Source organism: Macrococcus bovicus, assembly GCF_004359575.1.
In the GTDB taxonomy this organism is placed as follows: Bacteria; Bacillota; Bacilli; order Staphylococcales; family Staphylococcaceae; genus Macrococcus; species Macrococcus bovicus.
This window is the reverse complement of sequence record NZ_SCWF01000004.1, coordinates 25,034-41,645: the sequence shown is the minus strand read 5'-3', so window position 1 is coordinate 41,645 and position 16,612 is coordinate 25,034. Positions and strand designations below refer to the sequence as shown.

Genomic DNA, 16,612 nt, shown 5'->3' with positions numbered 1-16,612 from the left:
GCTGGATTTTTTTAGAGTACTTTTGACAGAAAACGCTGGGTCCGTTCATTCTGCGGGTTGCCGAAGAGCTGGGCAGGCGGTCCCTCCTCCTGCACGATGCCTTTATCCATGAAGATGACCCGGTCTGCGACTTCACGGGCAAAGCCCATCTCATGTGTGACGACGACCATCGTCATCCCTTCACGCGCCAGATTCTTCATGACAGCAAGCACATCACCGACCACCTCCGGGTCGAGCGCAGACGTCGGTTCATCGAACAGCATGACGTCAGGATTCATCGCCAGGGCGCGCGCGATGGCGACGCGCTGCTTCTGTCCGCCTGACAGCTGCGACGGATAGCGGTCCGCCTTATCCCTCAGACCGACTTTGTCCAACAGCTCGAGGCCGAATGCCTCGAGGTCAGCCTTGTTGCCTTTTTTCAGCAGTAATGGAGTCATCGTCAGATTGTCGAGCACCGTCTTATGCGGGAAGAGATTGAAGCTCTGGAACACCATCCCCATCTTCTGGCGGTGCAGGTTGATATTCGTCTTCTTGTCGTTCAGCACGTTGCCCTCGAACACAATCTCGCCGCTCGTCGGGACCTCAAGCAGATTCAGACAGCGCAGCAGTGTTGACTTGCCGCTGCCTGACGGACCGATGATCGCGACCACTTCCCCTTCATTGACTTCCAGGTTGATTCCTTTCAGTACTTCCACCTGACCAAAACTTTTATGAAGCTCTCTCACATTAATCACTGACACTCAGTCTCCTTTCAAATAGGTTGATCAGTCGGGACAGCGCAAACGTCAGCACAAAATAGACAGCGGCCGTAATGACAAGCGGTGTGAACGGATCAAAAGACGCCCCTTGCACGACCTGCGCATTGAACATCAGTTCGCTTACCCCGATGACCGAGACGATGGAAGATTCCTTGATGACCGTGATGAATTCATTGCCGAGTGCCGGCAGGATATTCTTGACGGCCTGCGGCATGATGACCTTGTTCATCGCCTGGGCGTGGCTCAGTCCGAGTGAACGCGCGGCTTCTATCTGGCCTTTGTCGACCGCCTGAATGCCCGCCCGGATAATCTCAGCGATATAGGCGCCGCAGTTCAGGATCAGCGCGATAGCACCGCAGAGGAAAGCGGACAGGTCCAGCCCGAGCACCGCCGTCGTCCCGAAGTAGACAAGGAACAACTGGACGAGGAGCGGTGTCCCCCTTATGAATTCAATATAGAGCCAGGCGATGGCTCTCAGCACTTTATTCGCACTGAGCTTCATAAAGGCGAAGATGCCGCCGAACAGTGAACCGAAGATGACACCCAGCAGTGAAATCAGCACTGTTGCACCGATTCCGCGCAGAAAATAGGAACCGTATTTATTGAGAAATGTCCCGTCATCAAACATATCCTTGTTGGCCTGCTTCTGATATTCCTCAATCAGCCCCTTCTCCTCTGCATCCTTGATGGATGCATTGATGGCTGCCAGCAGCTTCGGATTGCCTTTTGGGACAGCGACTGCCGTCTCTTTCTTGCCGTCATCGAACGTGAGATCGGCGTAGGTAAGGTCCTTGTTCTTGGTCAGGTAGGCGTCACCGATGACACTGTCAATCACGGCCGCTTCTGCTTTCCCGGTCTGGACCGCCATGATGATATCAGGCGTCCGTGTCAGGGCATTCAGACTGGCATCCGGAATCTCCTTCTGGGCGATTTCCTCCTGTGCCGTCTGTTTCTGTACCGCAATGGTCTTACCCTTAAAATCAGCGAAGGAAGTGTATTGGTCTTTATCCTTCTTCTTGACAATCACTTTCTGGTCAACAAACAGGTAGTTATCAGAGAAATCCACCTTCTTCTGCCGTTCAGGGGTCGGGGTCATTCCTGAGACGATCACATCAATCTTCCCGGTCTTCAGGGCACCGAGAAGACTGTCGAATGTCATATTGACTATCTTGATCTTCAGGCCGTGATCCTTCCCTATTTTCTCGATGAGTGAAATATCGATTCCTGCATATTCATTCTTACCATTGACATTCCGCTCAAACTCAAAAGGCGCGGCGTTGGCTGCGAGGCCCACTCTTAATTCCCCTCTTTTTCTCGCAGTATCCAGTAAATCTTCCTTCGCCGAAACTGGCGCAGGTATTAAGGTAAATAACAAGACAATGAGCATTACTAAACTGAACAGACCTCTTTTAGGCACGATGACATCCCCTTTCATTTACTGGATTAATTATACAATCCAGCCAGGGAAGATACAATACAATTCGTTGCAATTTTCAGACATTTAAATACTTCCATAATAAATGCAAAATAAAAAATCCAGCCTCGGCTGGATTTTTAAATTTCCGGTTCAAATTTATAAATTTCATTCTGATACTGCGGAATAAACTTCTTCAGTACATAATGGAAGAAAATCGCGGCCGGCAGGGGCACGACCAAGTAAGCGAGCAACAGTTTGAGCAAGGCATTCCCTTCCATCGTCGGCAGGGCATTGAGCGGTCCGACCAGACCCGTGTAACCGAAACCTGCGGACATCGGAGTCCCTTGGATGCCCATAAAGTAGGCCATCAGACCGCCGACAATACCATTCAGTATCAGGGGCACGATAATGACCGGATTTCTGAAATAGACCGGCATCATCATCTTTGCCGCACCGATCACAAGTGTCGTATTGACCCCTTTATTGTTGACGAACCATGACCCTACGATGAAGGTGTAGCAGCAGGCCGCAATCCCGAGGTTCGCTGCACCACTGCCGAGTCCAGACAGACTGATGACCGTCGCAATAGCGACAAGGGAAATCGGTGTCGCCATCATGACAGAATAGAAAACACAGATCAGAATACACATGAGCAGCGGGTTCAGCGTCGTAAAGTGATGAATCAGTTCGCCGAGAGTCCCCGTGATCATTCTGACATAGGGCAGTGTCAGCGTACCGATAATCCCCGGTATAATGCCTGCAAGAATCGGCAGAAAGACAAGATTAAGCGTGCCGAGACGGTCACCGACCAGCTGAATGACGAGAACAGACAAGGCGATGGTAATCAGAATATTGATCAGATCCCCCATCCCGGTCAGCATCGCGCCCTGCTCTGTAAACTTGACAGCCCCTGAACCGATAAAGGCTGCACCGCCGATAATAGCGCTCTGCGGACCGTTCATCTTGAACTGGTGGCCGACCAGCGTGCCGATGATAATGGATGCGCAGAACTGGAAGATCTGCAGAAACTGCAGCAGCACATTGAAGATATCATAATGCTGCGCCAGATATTTAAAGAGTTCACCCAGCATAGCGTTCGGAATCAGCGCAACAACGATTCCTGTCGCCATGCCGTTTAATATTTTAAAGAAAAAAGACTTCAATTCATTCACTCCTTTAATCACTATCTAGTCCACTATCATAGACTAAAAGTGATATATGCACAACGCTTATTTCAGGTGCATAATAAAAACAGCTGCGAGTGACTGAATCAGCTCCTTCTCCTCTATCATCGGATTGTGACCGGCGTTCGCGACAAGCGTCACTGTCGCGTTCGGTTCATTATTGAAGAATGACAGCTGGTCCTTGTATCCGACGACGGTATCCTGTTTACTGACAACGACATGCAGCGCGGTATCATCACCGATATCAATCACATCTTCACAGCGGAACTGATAGTAGACACTCGCGTCTCGTCTCAGCTCCTTCATGAAAGTCTTATCAGCCTGCTTGATGCCCGGTACGATCTGTTCACGGTACCGTTCCCATGTCTGCTGGTTGATGACAGCCGTCGTAGCCAGATACTCATCGTAGTAGTCCGCATCCGCCTGGACAGTGACACGCTCCTCAATCTTCTGTTCAAGCGGCTCACGGTTGCGTTCACTGTACTCGCCTTCCACGACCGGACAAGTCAGATAGGCACCCGTGATCCGGTTCTTCCAGCGGTCCATCAGCCCTAAGCACATATAGGCCCCGTAGGAATGACCGAACAGGATGATATCCTGATGCGGCGTCAGTGTATCGATGAATGCCATAATGACATCCAGCATATCATTCGTCGTCGTGATGGATAGATCCGCCTCCGACTCACCCATGCCAGGAAGATCCAGATAGATACGTCTGAATGAATCATCAAATAAATGGTCGTACAGCTGGTACTGACTGGACAGATTCAGCCCGTTGCCATGAATGAAGTAGACCGGTCTGCCCGTGCCGGCCTCCTGATAGTTCAGTGTGATATTTTTAATCTGTATGTGCATCTCATCCCGTCCTTCTCTTTTGATAACAGGAGATTATACCCTCCCGAAGAAAAAATAATCCGTTATAAAACGAATAACCGATAAAATTTAATTGACAGAAAATTCTTTCAAATATAATATTTAATTTAAATACAGCTTAAACAAAGGGGAAATAACTATGAACAAGAAACTTGAGAACAAGGTCCTCGGCGCCAGTCTTATCGGCTCCTCCATTGAATGGTTTGATTTCTTTCTCTATGCATCCGTAGCGAGCGTCATCTTCAGCAAGCAGTATTTCGTGACGGACGATCCGACTGTCTCTAATCTGATTGCCTATTTCGGCCTCGCGCTCTCCTTCTTCATCCGGCCGTTCGGCGGCATCTTCTTCGCCCATATCGGTGACCGGATGGGCCGCAAGAAGACACTCGTCATGACACTCTTGCTGATGGGTGTTGCCACAGTGGCCATCGGTCTGATTCCGACTTATGAATCCATCGGTATCGCGGCACCGCTTCTGCTTCTCCTCTGCCGGCTTGTACAGGGTCTCGGTATCGGCGGTGAATGGGGCGGGGCTCTGCTGCTGGCTACTGAGTATGCGCCACCTGAAAAACGCGGCTATTTCGGCAGCGTGCCGCAGATGGGCGTCACAATCGGTATGGTGCTCGGCTCACTGGCCTTCTATCTGATGACGGCGCTGACAACTGAGGAACAGTTCAACAGCTTCGGCTGGCGTATTCCGTTTATCTTAAGCGGCGTGCTCGTAGTCTTCGGTTTCATCATCCGTAAGGGCCTGGACGAGACACCTGCCTTCAAGGAAGTTCAGCAGTCAGGCACTGCACCGAAAGTCCCGCTCTTCCACACCTTGAAATATCACTGGAAAGAAGTGCTGATCACAAGCGGCGCGAAATTTGTCGAGACCGCGCCTTTCTATATCTTCGGGACGTTCGTCGTCGGCTATGCAACGACGACACTCCATCTGAAGTTTGAACATATCATGCTGATTGTCATGGCCGCTGCGATATTGACAACCCTGATGATTCCGTTCTACGGCAGACTGAGTGACCGTGTCGGCCGCCGGAAGCTCTACCTGATCGGTGCGACCGCTATGATGCTGTACAGCTTCCCGTATTTCTGGCTGCTTGAACAGCGTTCCATCGTCATGGTGCTGATCGCGACTATTATCGGTCTCAGCATCATCTGGTCACCGATCACCGCCGTTTTAGGCACGATGTTCTCGGAAGTCTTCAGCAAGGAAGTCCGCTATACGGGTGTAACGCTCGGCTATCAGATCGGTGCCGCACTGGCCGGCGGAACAGCACCGATGATCGCAGAATACTTGATGGGCCGCTTCAATCACTCCTACGTGCCCGTAGCCATCTATCTGATGGTCATCGCTGCGATCTCCATCACCGCTGTGCTCAGTATCAAGCGTCATAAGGAGCCTGGCCATGAAGTATTATAACGACGAAGCCATTCAGTCCGTCTACCAGATGCCGGATGCTATCGAAGATATCCGGGCTGTCCTGGAGGACGTCCGGAGCCAGCATATTATCATGAAGGAGCGGACAGTGATTGAAGTGCTAGGCACCGAGAACACCATGCTCTATATGCCCTGCATTAATACGAGAAGTATGTATTCCATTATGAAGACTATCTCCATATTCCCGGAGAATAATGCGCAGCCGGTCTCGCAAGGGGTCACACTGCTCAGTGAGCTCACACATGGTGCCCACGTCGCGACTCTGGAGAGCAGCTATCTGACACGTCTCAGAACCGGTGCCATGAGTGCCGTCGCAACCGATCACTTAGCTGCCTCAGATGCACAGGTGCTCGGCGTCATCGGCACAGGCGGCATGGCTTTCGAGCAGGTGCTCGGCGTTACTGCCGTAAGAGATATTCAGACGATCAAGCTCTATAACAGAACAACCGATAAAGCGCATGCCTTTAAGACGAGATTACAGGCGGTAACCACAGCTGACATCGTTGTCTGTCAGACAGCGGAAGAAGCGGTGACTGGTGCAGATATCATCAATTGTGCCACCCGTTCTGAGGAAAAAGTCTTCAGTCACGACCATCTTAAAAGACCTGTTCATATTAACGGCGTCGGTTCCTACTTACCCTCGATGCGCGAGATTGATACCGAGACGATCACACAAGCTGACTGCATCGTCCTCGATGATATCGAGGGTGCAAGACACGAGGCAGGCGAATTCATTCAGGCAGAACAGGACGGCAGTTTTTCATTCAGTGAGGCTGTCCCGCTGGCCGCTATCAGCACGCTGCCGCAGCAGCCACTGGAGATCACTATCTTCAAGTCTGTCGGTGCCGCCTACTACGATCTTGCCGTAACGGTAGGGGCCTACCAGCGACTGAAGTAACTGCGACACTCAGTTCATCTAGCATCATTAAGATAAGCTTGCTCTCATCCAGTGCAAGCTTATCTATTTTGAGATTTGATTCATAAGCAACTTATTTGAGCTCCTTATCAATAAGGATTATAATAATTAACGAAATAATACTAACTAGTAATAAATAAAGAAGACGGTTATGATGAAAAATATTACGATTGTCGGCGGCAGTGTCTTAGGCACTCAGATTGCCTTTCAGTCAGCTTACTTTGGTTATGATGTGAAGCTTTATGATATCAATGAGGAAGCAGAAAAAGCAGCTATCGACAAACTGGATAAGCTGATTGCGACTTACACGGCTTTCTTCCATGATGACACTAAAGCCCAAGCAGCCAGAGCACGTATCTCTACGACGCATGACCTGGAGACTTCCCTGCAGGATGCTGATCTGATGATTGAAGCCATCCCTGAAATCAAGAAAATCAAAGTCGACTTTTATACGAATGTGGCGAAAGTCGCACCTGAAAAAACGATTTTTGTGACAAACTCTTCAACGATGATTCCAAGTGACTTCGCTGAATATACAGGACGGCCCGAAAAATTTCTGGCGTTACATTTCGCCAATGAAGTCTGGAAAAACAACACAGGCGAAGTGATGGGGCATGCCGGCACTGACAAGAAATATGAATATGAAGTGCTGGAGTTTGCGGAATCAATCGGCTTGATTCCACTGCATGTGCTGAAAGAACAGCCCGGCTATATCTTAAACTCAATCCTGGTGCCATTCCTTGAAGCCGGTAAACGCCTCTATGTGAAAGGTGTCGCTGATCCGGAGACCATCGATAAAACCTGGATGGCAGCAACCGGTATGAAAGTCGGCCCGTTCGGTGCGTTAGATGTCATCGGACTGAATACGGACTACAACATCACCTTGACAAAAGCACAGGAAGAAAACGACGAGGAACTACTAAAATTCGCTCAGCTGATGAAAGAAGAATATATCGACAAAGGCCATTTAGGCACATCTACAGGTAAAGGGTTCTACACGTATCCAAATCCTAGCTACCGACAAGAAACCTTCCTGAAAGCAAAAGGCGATCAATAATCTCATCATAATAGAACACCCACTCCATTGATTAAAATGGAATGGGTGTCTTTTTGTTTAAGAAAATTTTAGAAGCACGAAATGACTTGCTTACCAGACATTTTTCATTTTCTCATACTCTATCATTTTCATTCATACTAACCATTAAATACTCACAATAAAACCTCCAGCTGTCAGCCGGAGGTGCTTCATTTACTGCTGCTTCACTAATTTCAGAGGAACTTTAACTTCTTTTTCCACCTTCTTGTCGTCTTTCAGTGATGTAACAGTTTTGACTGCTTCTTCACCCATTAAAGCTGGCTGCTGTGCGATAGTGGCATCCAGATTACCCGCTTTAATTGATTTCAGTGCATCGTCATTGCCATCAAAGCCAACAACTAAAATATCTTTATTACCGATTGCTTCTATAGCGCCTAAAGCCATTTCATCATTATGTGCAAAAATAGCTTTTATGTCAGGATTGGACTGCAGGATATTCTGAGCTACGTTCAGACCTTCAGCTCTGTTGAACTTAGCTGTTTGTTTTGCAACTACTTGCAGTTCTTTATCAGCAACCTGATGGAACCCTTTTCCTCTTTCACGTGTTGCACTTGCACCAGGTACACCTTCAAGTTCAGCTACCTGTGCCTTCTTCCCTACTTTTTGAACGATAAAGTCAGCTGCCATTTTACCACCTTCGACGTTGTCAGAAGCGATGAAAGAAGCGACATCGCCGCTGTCGACTGAACGGTCCAGAGTGATAACAGGAATATTCTCACCGTTCGCATTTTCAACCGCTGATGCGATAGCCGCTGAATCAGTCGGGTTGATGATTAAATAATCTACTTTCTGTTGAATCAGGTCATCAATATCATTGGCCTGTTTGGCAGAATCATCTTGTGCATCGACAACTTTAACCTTATAGCCTTGGGTCTTCGCTTCTTTTTCAATAGCATCTTTAATTGATACGAAGAAAGGGTTATTCAGCGTTGACAAGCTGACACCAATCGTCATTTCCTCTGTTTTGTCAGCTGACTGATCACCCTTCTTCTTCTCGGGAGACTCAAGACTACATGCTGCTAACGACAATACCAACACTAATAAGATGGCTAAAAACTTTTTCATACGTAACACTCCTTTTATATAGTTTGATTAATCCCTTATTTCTTTCTATCAAGCAGCACGGCAATAAGAATCACAATACCTTTGATCACTTGCTGATAGAACGATGATACACCCAGTAAATTAAGACCGTTGTTCAACACACCAATAATAAGAACACCTATCAATGTGCCGAATATACGTCCCTTACCACCCGTAAGTGAGGTTCCCCCCAGCACCACTGCCGCAATTGCATCCAGTTCGTAGGCTGTTCCTGCTGTCGGCTGTGCAGAATTCAAGCGTGATGTCAGGATAGCACCGGCAAGCGCTGCCATTAAGCCTGAAATAGCGTAGATCATTATTTTGACACGGTTGACTTTTATACCTGAAATGAAGGCAGCTTTCTCATTGCCTCCGATAGCGTATGTGTGCTTCCCGAATACAGTCTTATGCAGAACGAAATAAAGAAGGATAAACACAAGTAACATGGTAATCGCCGGAACAGGTATGCCTAAAAAGTATCCTTTGCCGAACATCTGGAACAAGATACTGTCACCTAGATTGGTAATCGGATTCCCATCTGTCACTACTAGAGTGAGCCCTCTGAAAATAGTCATTGTAGCTAATGTCGCGATGAACGGTGCCATCTTGCCGAAAGTAACCAGTACACCATTGACGGCCCCAAGAATCAGACCGATTATCGCACCAATCAGTAAGGCGAGGATCGGGTCAACACCATTTGTCATCATAATTGCTGACAGAGCGCTGGACAAGGCAAGAATTGAACCGACTGACAAGTCGATACCACCGGTCAGGATGACAAAGGTCATACCGAACGCAATCAGGCCATTGATTGAGACTTGTCTTAATAAATTGAAGATATTGCTAGGTGCGATGAAACTGTTGTTCAAAATCGTGATGACGATTACCAACAATATCAATCCGAGCAGAGGTCCTAACCGCTCCAGAATGTTGCTTTTTTGTGATAATGATTTATCCATTTAACACGCCTCCTGTTGCTAGAGTCATAATATTCTCCTGCGATATCTGTTCTTTCGCCAGTTCACCTGTGATACGTCCTTCCTGTAGCACATATACACGATCACTTAATCCGATGATTTCAGGCATTTCCGACGAGACCATGATAATCGATAGCCCACGATCTGTCAGTTCATTCATCAAAGTATATATCTCCCGTTTCGCACCGACATCAATACCGCGTGTCGGTTCATCTAATATCAGAACCGCAGGACCGTTACCTATCCATTTTGCAAGGACGACTTTCTGCTGGTTGCCACCGGATAATGAAGAGACCGGCAAATCTTTATTTGATTTGACTGATAATCGTTTCTGCATCTCATTCACGAATTCCTCTAGCGGATTATTCTGGACAACCCCATTTTTTGCAAAGCTTTTCAGGTTGGCAAGGGTCATATTGTCCTTGATTGATGCATCCAAGACCAGACCTTCATCTTTACGATTTTCAGTAATGAAGCCGAACCTGTTTTTGATAGCATCTTGAGGACTATTGATTGTTACCGGTTTTCCGTTCAATGTAACCTTCTTCCGTCCCTTATCAATCCCGAACAGACTGCGCATAATCTCTGTACGACCTGCTCCCATTAGACCACTGAAGCCCAGAATCTCACCTTTCCTGAGATTGAAATTAATCCCTTCAAGTCCGAACTCATCATTCGTTAAGTCAGACACTTCTAATATAATCTCTCCAGGTATAGTCGTACGTTCAGGGAACTGCTGATCCAGGCTGCGGCCGACCATAGCCTGAACAATCTCGTTATAACTGGTTTCTTGCGTAGGTTTCGACATCACAGAGATGCCATCACGCATTACTGTAATTTCATCAGCAATCTTAAATATTTCATCCATGCGATGACTGATATATACAAATGCCACACCTTCTGCTTTCAGCTGATTCATCATGATAAATAGATGTTCAATTTCCTTATCGGTAAGTGCAGCAGTCGGCTCATCCATAATAATGACTTTGGCATCTGTCATTAGCGCTTTCGATATTTCAATCATCTGCTGCTCACCGATTGAACACTTACCTGCAAGACGGTTCAAGGGCAGATTAAAATCAAGTCGTTTAAAGATACGGCGTGCTTCTGCTGTCATCTGACGCTCATCCAGCATACCGAACTTGTTTCTCACTTCTTTACCGATGAATAGGTTTTCAAGCACAGTCATATCCGGCCAGATGTTAAGCTCCTGATGAATAAACTGAATACCTGCCTCTTCTGAGTCTTTCGGAGAACTATAGTCCACTTCCGCTCCGTCCATCTTGATGATACCTTTATCCCGCTTATGGATACCTGATAAGATATTCATCAAAGTCGATTTCCCAGCACCGTTTTCACCCATCAAAGCATGGACAGTGGCGCTATGCAGGGTGAAATCCACTCCACGTAATACATGGTTCTCACCAAATGATTTCTCAATCTGCGACATTTCAATCATGCTGTCACCTCCTTAAAAGTTAACACCGCTTCTTAAAATAATATTGGCATAAGGTGTCGCTTCACCTGTTCTGATAATAGCTTTAGCCTGCCGGCTTCGTTGCTTGAACTCTTCGTGCCTCACATACTCGATCTTCATCTCACCACCGAGTTCCAAAACTGCTAAATGAATATCAGTATTCGCTGCTTTAATCTCGTCGGCCATGACCATTCCCTCAATGACCATATGCCTTTCAACCTCACTGAGCACATCTAGAAATGAAGGCAGGCCTTTACTAACTGCCAAATCTATCTTCTTTACACCGGCAGGCACCGGCAGACCACAGTCTGCAATAATCAGCTCATCAGTATGCCCTAAGTCACTTAACACTTTGGAAATCTCGCTGTTCAATGTTCCTGTACGATACATTCAATCATATCCTTTCTATGCGGCATGCCGCCTTGTGCACCGAGGGCTGTCACAGATAAGCCGGCAGCCTGATTACCGAATGCCACTGCTTCTGACAAACTCATATTCTCACTTATTGCGACTGCAAGTGCGCCGTTAAATGTATCGCCTGCACCGGTTGTGTCCACAACTTTTTGTAAGTGCGCGGGTACTGTAACCATTTCCTCATCAAAATAAGTTGCACCTTTTTCACCTAGCGTTACAATCATCTGGCGACGATACTGCTGGAGTAAGTCTTTATAACTGGTACCAAATAATTCTTCAACTTCTGTCTCGTTAGGGGTGAAATAAGTTACTTTATTCAACAATTCGGTATCCAGAGGTATAAAGGGGGCAGGGTTGTAAACAAGACGCAACTGTCTCTTATGACATTCGTTGATGACAAATTCAATCACTTCAAGTGGTATTTCATTCTGTAGCAAGACGATATCCTCAGCTGTGATTTCATCCAGCACCTGTCTGACTTGTTCAACTGATACTTTATAGTTAGCGCCCGGCACCACAACAATAGAGTTGTCTTGATCAGCCAACATAATGCTTGCTGTACCACTTGTACAATGTGGAATCGTTTCCACATGGTTGACTTGTATCTGTTCTTTAATCAAATTATCTAGAATCATTTTGCCGAATTCATCATCGCCTACACATCCCACCATATGGACGCTGGCACCAAGACGGGCTGCTGCCACTGCCTGATTGGCTCCTTTACCACCTGTCGTCATGAAGAAGCGGTCGCCTAGCAAAGTTTCACCTTTTTTAGGTGCTCTCTTAACTTCTGTCACTAAATCAACTGACATACTACCGATAACATAGATTTCACTCATGTTTTTCACTCCTTGTACTTTCTCGTGCAATCAGATGAACATCAATACTCATATATCTGTCAATCTTTTCATCGTTCAGTAGGGCAATCAGCTGATCACAAGCAATTCTGCCCAGTCGATAGGCCGGCTGGTGAATGGTCGTCAGACTTGGATAGGTGTGACTGGATATCAGAATATCATCATATCCGACCACCTGGATATCATCAGGTACACGTTGTCCGTACCGCTGCAATAAACCCAGCAGCTGAATCGCAACCAAGTCGTTATAACAGATCAGACCATCATAATCAGCTAGTTGAGTCATCAATGATTCATCTATTTCATCAGATGCTAGCTCCACTGCATCAAACTCAACATCAAATTCGCCCAACGCATCTCTTGCGCCTTCAAACCTTTTTTTAAATGAACTGAACTTCTGATTTCCATAAACAACCAACAGACGTCGACACCCCTGTTCGACTAAGTGTGTCGCCTGTAGCCTGCCTCCCTTATAGTGATCCGCTTCTACTGCAAATGACGTGTCATCAGTCCGGTCAAGCGTGACATGCGCCATACCAAGATTGCTGATATATTGCGATGCATCTATCATCTGCAGGGTGGAAGAGATAAACCCTGCACAGTTATTTACTTTAAAGGTTTCGATATATCTTGATTCCTTCTCAACATTCTGGTCACTGTTACCAATGATGATATGATATCCGCGCTGAAGCGCTGCATCTTCCACTCCCCGTGCCACCAGAGTAAAGAATGGGTTGCTGATATCTGGCAGAAGCAGACCGATGATTTTAGATTTCTTGTTATATAAGGAACGGGCTGTTTCATTGGGACGGTAATTGAGGGCTTTAATGGCGGCATCAATTTTCTTTCGAGTATCCTCATGAACATAACCTGAATTATTGACAGCCCTTGAGACTGTAGCAACGGATACGCCGGAGTATTCAGCAACATCTTTAATTGTGGCCACTTTTAAACCCCCCTTTATGTAATCGTTTACATACATAGTAGCACGTGAAGAAAGCGATTGCAAACCTTATTCAGATTTCCTCACCTTAAATTATCATAATAGAACACCCACTCCATTGATTAAAATGGAATGGGTGTCTTTTTGTTTAAGAAACTGATGTAAAATATGCTTTTACTTTAAAAAAGGAATGGTGCCAAACGGCTTGTAAACGATACCTTCATTCGCTTTCACTACGCCGATGATATTAAAGATCAGATAAGCTGTCCCGATAATTGGTGTAGTAATGAAGCCGATTAACACAAACATCAAGAGGCCTGAAATCGTCAGCCAGATGAAATAGGAAATGCCAAAGTTAAGATAAGCTTTGCCCTGGGCATCCACATAGGCAGATTGATCGCGCTTAACCAGCCAGAGAACAATCGGTACTAAAATAGACGTAAAGATACCTAACAACCAGATCAGCATGCCAAAATTTCTATCTTCTGTTTTAATCTCCATTTGTATACTCCTATCATTTTTTCTTTATAATACCATTTTTTCAGGTCTAAAAATACACTTTTAAAAAATAAAGCTGAATGATGTAAATGGCTGATGGAGTTATTCTTGAATGCGTTCTTTAGATATCTCTTTATTAAAAAAGCCCTGCAGCTGAATGTTCAAGTTCATCTGCAGGACTATATGTTATTTGCGTTTCAGTGCCCAATCTGTCGGCAGCAGTGATATGAGCAGCAGCACGCCCATTATAATGAAGAAGCCACTAGCACCTAGTTGAAAGAGTGTGTCGCTTAACGCTGTCTGTTTGAAGCCATTCATGATATACACAATGAGAAACGGTAAATACGGAATTCCGCTCATTATCTGTATGTCGACGTACCACTTTTCACTGATACCTATATCACGTAAGCGACGAATAAAGCCGCTGGAACAAGCCCAGACAAGGATAAAAAATGACGGCAGGCAGAAAAATAGTAACCCGATAGACATTCCTTCTCCCGGATTGTAGAACTGTTCATCCAGCCACCAGAGTAACCAGCAGATCAGCATCCAAATAGCAACCGACAGTATCATAGGCGGCCAGAACTGTGTCCGTGTATCCCGTCCTTCACTCGTAAAGGCATACCACCAGAAATCCTTCATAGCTTCTCTCATTCCCATATTCAGTCGTCCCTCTCAAGAAACACATCATCTCGCTCATTCCCCTACCAGCGAGAGCCAGGGACGAGGTAGCTGTCAGTCTTTCTCTTTAAAGTTATTTTTCAAGCTCTCTAAAATATCATCCTTACTTTTACCGAGCATCATTTCCACACCAGCCAGAAAAGCCCCTTCCACGAGCGGGTAATGGGCGATCGTGATCTGTGAATAATCATTCATCTCGAGCGCCATCTCAATATTCATCTTACTGGAGCCAATATCGTAGAAGACAAGGGCCTCATCCTCTACTTCATCAAACATCGCTGTAATCGCATCAATCGATGTGCCGATTTCGCCGTCGATACCACCGACTGCTTTAATCGTCAGACCCTCTGCCATCTGACTGACAAGTTCCTGGATTCCTGCAGCAATTTCTTCACTATGACTGACGACACAGATTTCCATCAGCGGACACCTCCGATCAAGGCATCGAGGATATAGACCGCACTCTGGGCACCCGGATCAATCGTCCCCTGTGACTTTTCTTTGAAATAGGCAGCGCGTCCTTTAGTCGCCATCATATCCTTCGTCTCTTCAGCCAGCTGCTGCAGCTCTTCTGATGAGAGCAGATGATCGGCATCTGCTGCCGGACTGATGACATCATACATCGTCTTCTCGCCGCCTGTCACCTTGCCGCGTGCACTCACCGCTTCCTTGAACGCATCAAGGAGTGCATGGATATTGCCGGCTGTCAGTTCATCCTCAGCGACCTGCGACATCTTGACGAACGAGAAGCCGTACAGCGGTCCAGACGCGCCGCCGACCGCACTCATCAAGGTCATGCCGCAGGATTTCAGTACGTCTGCGATGGTCTCGCCGGTCAGCTTGTCATTCACTGCCTTGAATCCGCGCAGCATATTCACGCCGTGATCACCGTCGCCGATCTCTCTGTCTAGGTTCGTCAGCAATGTTTCATTCTCTTCGAAGGTCTTAAGGAGACCAGTCAGACGTTCTTTCAGTTCATGTGCATTCATACGAAGTCCTCCTAAAAGTATTTACTCGCTGCCTTACTGTCCAGAGCTGCTACGTAATCATCGTCATGCTTGAGGAGTGTAATGGAGAAGCCCTGCATATCCAGCGCCGTCATATAGTTACCGACAAAAAGCTTTGTCATCTGTAGATGCTTCGTATCAAAGTATTCTTTTAAGTAGCGTGCAACGACCGCGAGCTCACTGAGCGGTGTGCCGCCCATGCCGTTGACCATGACGATGAACTTGTCACCCTCGATTTCTTTCTCGAGCTCTGTCATCAGCCGCGCAACAATCTGATCGACCGTCTCCATTTTTTCGCGGTAGATGCCCTTCTCGCCGTGGATACCGATACCGATCTCCATCTCATCAGCTGCAAGCTCGAAGCCGTGCTGCCCAGTCGTCGGCACCATACAAGGCTCAAGTGCCATCCCGATTGTATGCATATTCGGCAGCACCGCCTCCACTTTGGCTTTTACTTCTTGAAGAGATAAACCCTGCTCAGCATAGTAACCTGCAATCTTATGGACGAAGACAGTGCCCGCCACCCCGCGACGCTGTTCCTTGTTATCGATGGCGATATCATCCGCGACAATCACGCGGTCAACCTTGATGTCCTCCATCTCAGAAAGCTCCATCGCCATCTCAAAGTTCATGACATCACCGGCATAGTTCTTGACGATAAGAAGTACGCCCGCATCAGTCGCCACCGCCTTGATGGCCTCAAGTATCTTGTCCGGTGTCGGCGAAGTGAAGACCTCACCACAGACAGCCGCATCAATCATCCCCTGTGCGACGTAACCTGCATGTGCCGGTTCATGACCGCTGCCGCCGCCTGAGACAAGGGCCACCTTATCCTTCTTTCTGTCTTTACGCACAATGACTGAATCTGCAATGACTTCATGTGTGTCGTCCGCTAACGTAAGTCCTTTCAGCATATCCGCAACAAACTGTGTCTTGTCATTCACTAACTTTTTCATTAGATTCGCCTCCTGTTGCTTATATTATAAATAT

The 16,612-nt window shown here is 46.9% G+C and carries 18 protein-coding genes; 3 read left to right on the top strand and 15 right to left on the bottom strand.

From position 1 onward, the window contains the following. Positions 1-11: 11 nt before the first annotated feature. The 4 genes from ERX55_RS05230 to ERX55_RS05215 form a co-directional block, all read right to left on the bottom strand. On the bottom strand, positions 12-734 hold the full coding sequence (locus tag ERX55_RS05230) for an amino acid ABC transporter ATP-binding protein (protein ID WP_133451638.1): 723 nt from the start codon (positions 732-734) through the stop codon (positions 12-14). Further along, positions 727-2,193, bottom strand: a complete 1,467-nt coding sequence (locus ERX55_RS05225; protein ID WP_133451529.1) for an ABC transporter substrate-binding protein/permease — start codon at positions 2,191-2,193, stop codon at positions 727-729. The genes ERX55_RS05230 and ERX55_RS05225 overlap by 8 nt, the downstream gene beginning before the upstream one ends. Positions 2,194-2,312: 119 nt before the next feature. Then, on the bottom strand, positions 2,313-3,347 hold the full coding sequence (locus tag ERX55_RS05220; RefSeq protein WP_341777460.1) for a PTS sugar transporter subunit IIC: 1,035 nt from the start codon (positions 3,345-3,347) through the stop codon (positions 2,313-2,315). 57 nt (positions 3,348-3,404) lie between these two features. Then, positions 3,405-4,214: an alpha/beta fold hydrolase gene (locus ERX55_RS05215; RefSeq protein WP_133451528.1), complete on the bottom strand. Its 810-nt coding sequence runs from the start codon at positions 4,212-4,214 to the stop codon at positions 3,405-3,407. A 157-nt stretch (positions 4,215-4,371) separates the two neighbouring features. Between ERX55_RS05215 and ERX55_RS05210 the strand changes: the two genes are divergently transcribed. The 3 genes from ERX55_RS05210 (at position 4,372) to ERX55_RS05200 (ending at position 7,646) form a co-directional block, all read left to right on the top strand. Then, positions 4,372-5,655, top strand: coding sequence for an MFS transporter (locus ERX55_RS05210; protein WP_133451527.1), 1,284 nt, complete (start codon positions 4,372-4,374; stop codon positions 5,653-5,655). Next, positions 5,642-6,571 (top strand): ornithine cyclodeaminase family protein, encoded by a 930-nt coding sequence (locus ERX55_RS05205; protein WP_133451526.1) that lies wholly within the window; start codon positions 5,642-5,644, stop codon positions 6,569-6,571. Before ERX55_RS05210 ends, ERX55_RS05205 begins: the two co-directional genes overlap by 14 nt. A gap of 169 nt (positions 6,572-6,740) precedes the next feature. Continuing rightward, a complete protein-coding gene (locus ERX55_RS05200) occupies positions 6,741-7,646 on the top strand; it encodes a 3-hydroxyacyl-CoA dehydrogenase (RefSeq protein ID WP_133451525.1) in 906 nt (301 codons plus the stop codon). 192 nt (positions 7,647-7,838) lie between these two features. Here the strand turns inward: ERX55_RS05200 and ERX55_RS05195 are convergent, their stop codons facing one another. From ERX55_RS05195 to dhaK, 11 genes are all read right to left on the bottom strand, one after another. Then, positions 7,839-8,750, bottom strand: a complete 912-nt coding sequence (locus ERX55_RS05195) for a D-ribose ABC transporter substrate-binding protein (RefSeq protein WP_133451524.1) — start codon at positions 8,748-8,750, stop codon at positions 7,839-7,841. A gap of 35 nt (positions 8,751-8,785) precedes the next feature. Further along, entirely contained in the window at positions 8,786-9,727 is a 942-nt protein-coding gene (locus tag ERX55_RS05190) for an ABC transporter permease (RefSeq protein ID WP_133451523.1), read from the bottom strand. Then, a complete protein-coding gene (locus ERX55_RS05185; RefSeq protein WP_133451522.1) occupies positions 9,720-11,204 on the bottom strand; it encodes a sugar ABC transporter ATP-binding protein in 1,485 nt (494 codons plus the stop codon). Before ERX55_RS05185 ends, ERX55_RS05190 begins: the two co-directional genes overlap by 8 nt. A 12-nt stretch (positions 11,205-11,216) precedes the next feature. Continuing rightward, positions 11,217-11,612, bottom strand: coding sequence for a D-ribose pyranase (gene rbsD / locus ERX55_RS05180; RefSeq protein ID WP_133451521.1), 396 nt, complete (start codon positions 11,610-11,612; stop codon positions 11,217-11,219). After that, positions 11,591-12,475: a ribokinase gene (gene rbsK / locus ERX55_RS05175; protein WP_133451520.1), complete on the bottom strand. Its 885-nt coding sequence runs from the start codon at positions 12,473-12,475 to the stop codon at positions 11,591-11,593. Before rbsK ends, rbsD begins: the two co-directional genes overlap by 22 nt. Further along, on the bottom strand, positions 12,468-13,439 hold the full coding sequence (locus tag ERX55_RS05170; protein WP_133451519.1) for a LacI family DNA-binding transcriptional regulator: 972 nt from the start codon (positions 13,437-13,439) through the stop codon (positions 12,468-12,470). The genes rbsK and ERX55_RS05170 overlap by 8 nt, the downstream gene beginning before the upstream one ends. Positions 13,440-13,610: 171 nt before the next feature. Then, positions 13,611-13,937, bottom strand: coding sequence for a DUF4870 domain-containing protein (locus ERX55_RS05165; RefSeq protein WP_133451518.1), 327 nt, complete (start codon positions 13,935-13,937; stop codon positions 13,611-13,613). Positions 13,938-14,120: 183 nt separating this feature from the next. After that, a complete protein-coding gene (locus tag ERX55_RS05160) occupies positions 14,121-14,594 on the bottom strand; it encodes a DUF805 domain-containing protein (protein ID WP_165983709.1) in 474 nt (157 codons plus the stop codon). A gap of 75 nt (positions 14,595-14,669) precedes the next feature. Further along, positions 14,670-15,035 carry a dihydroxyacetone kinase phosphoryl donor subunit DhaM gene (gene dhaM, locus ERX55_RS05155; RefSeq protein ID WP_243721460.1) on the bottom strand — a complete coding sequence of 122 codons (366 nt, stop codon included), beginning with the start codon at positions 15,033-15,035 and terminating at the stop codon, positions 14,670-14,672. Further along, on the bottom strand, positions 15,035-15,604 hold the full coding sequence (gene dhaL, locus ERX55_RS05150; protein ID WP_133451515.1) for a dihydroxyacetone kinase subunit DhaL: 570 nt from the start codon (positions 15,602-15,604) through the stop codon (positions 15,035-15,037). The genes dhaM and dhaL overlap by 1 nt, the downstream gene beginning before the upstream one ends. 11 nt (positions 15,605-15,615) lie before the next feature. After that, positions 15,616-16,578, bottom strand: coding sequence for a dihydroxyacetone kinase subunit DhaK (gene dhaK / locus ERX55_RS05145; protein WP_133451514.1), 963 nt, complete (start codon positions 16,576-16,578; stop codon positions 15,616-15,618). Positions 16,579-16,612: the final 34 nt, after the last annotated feature.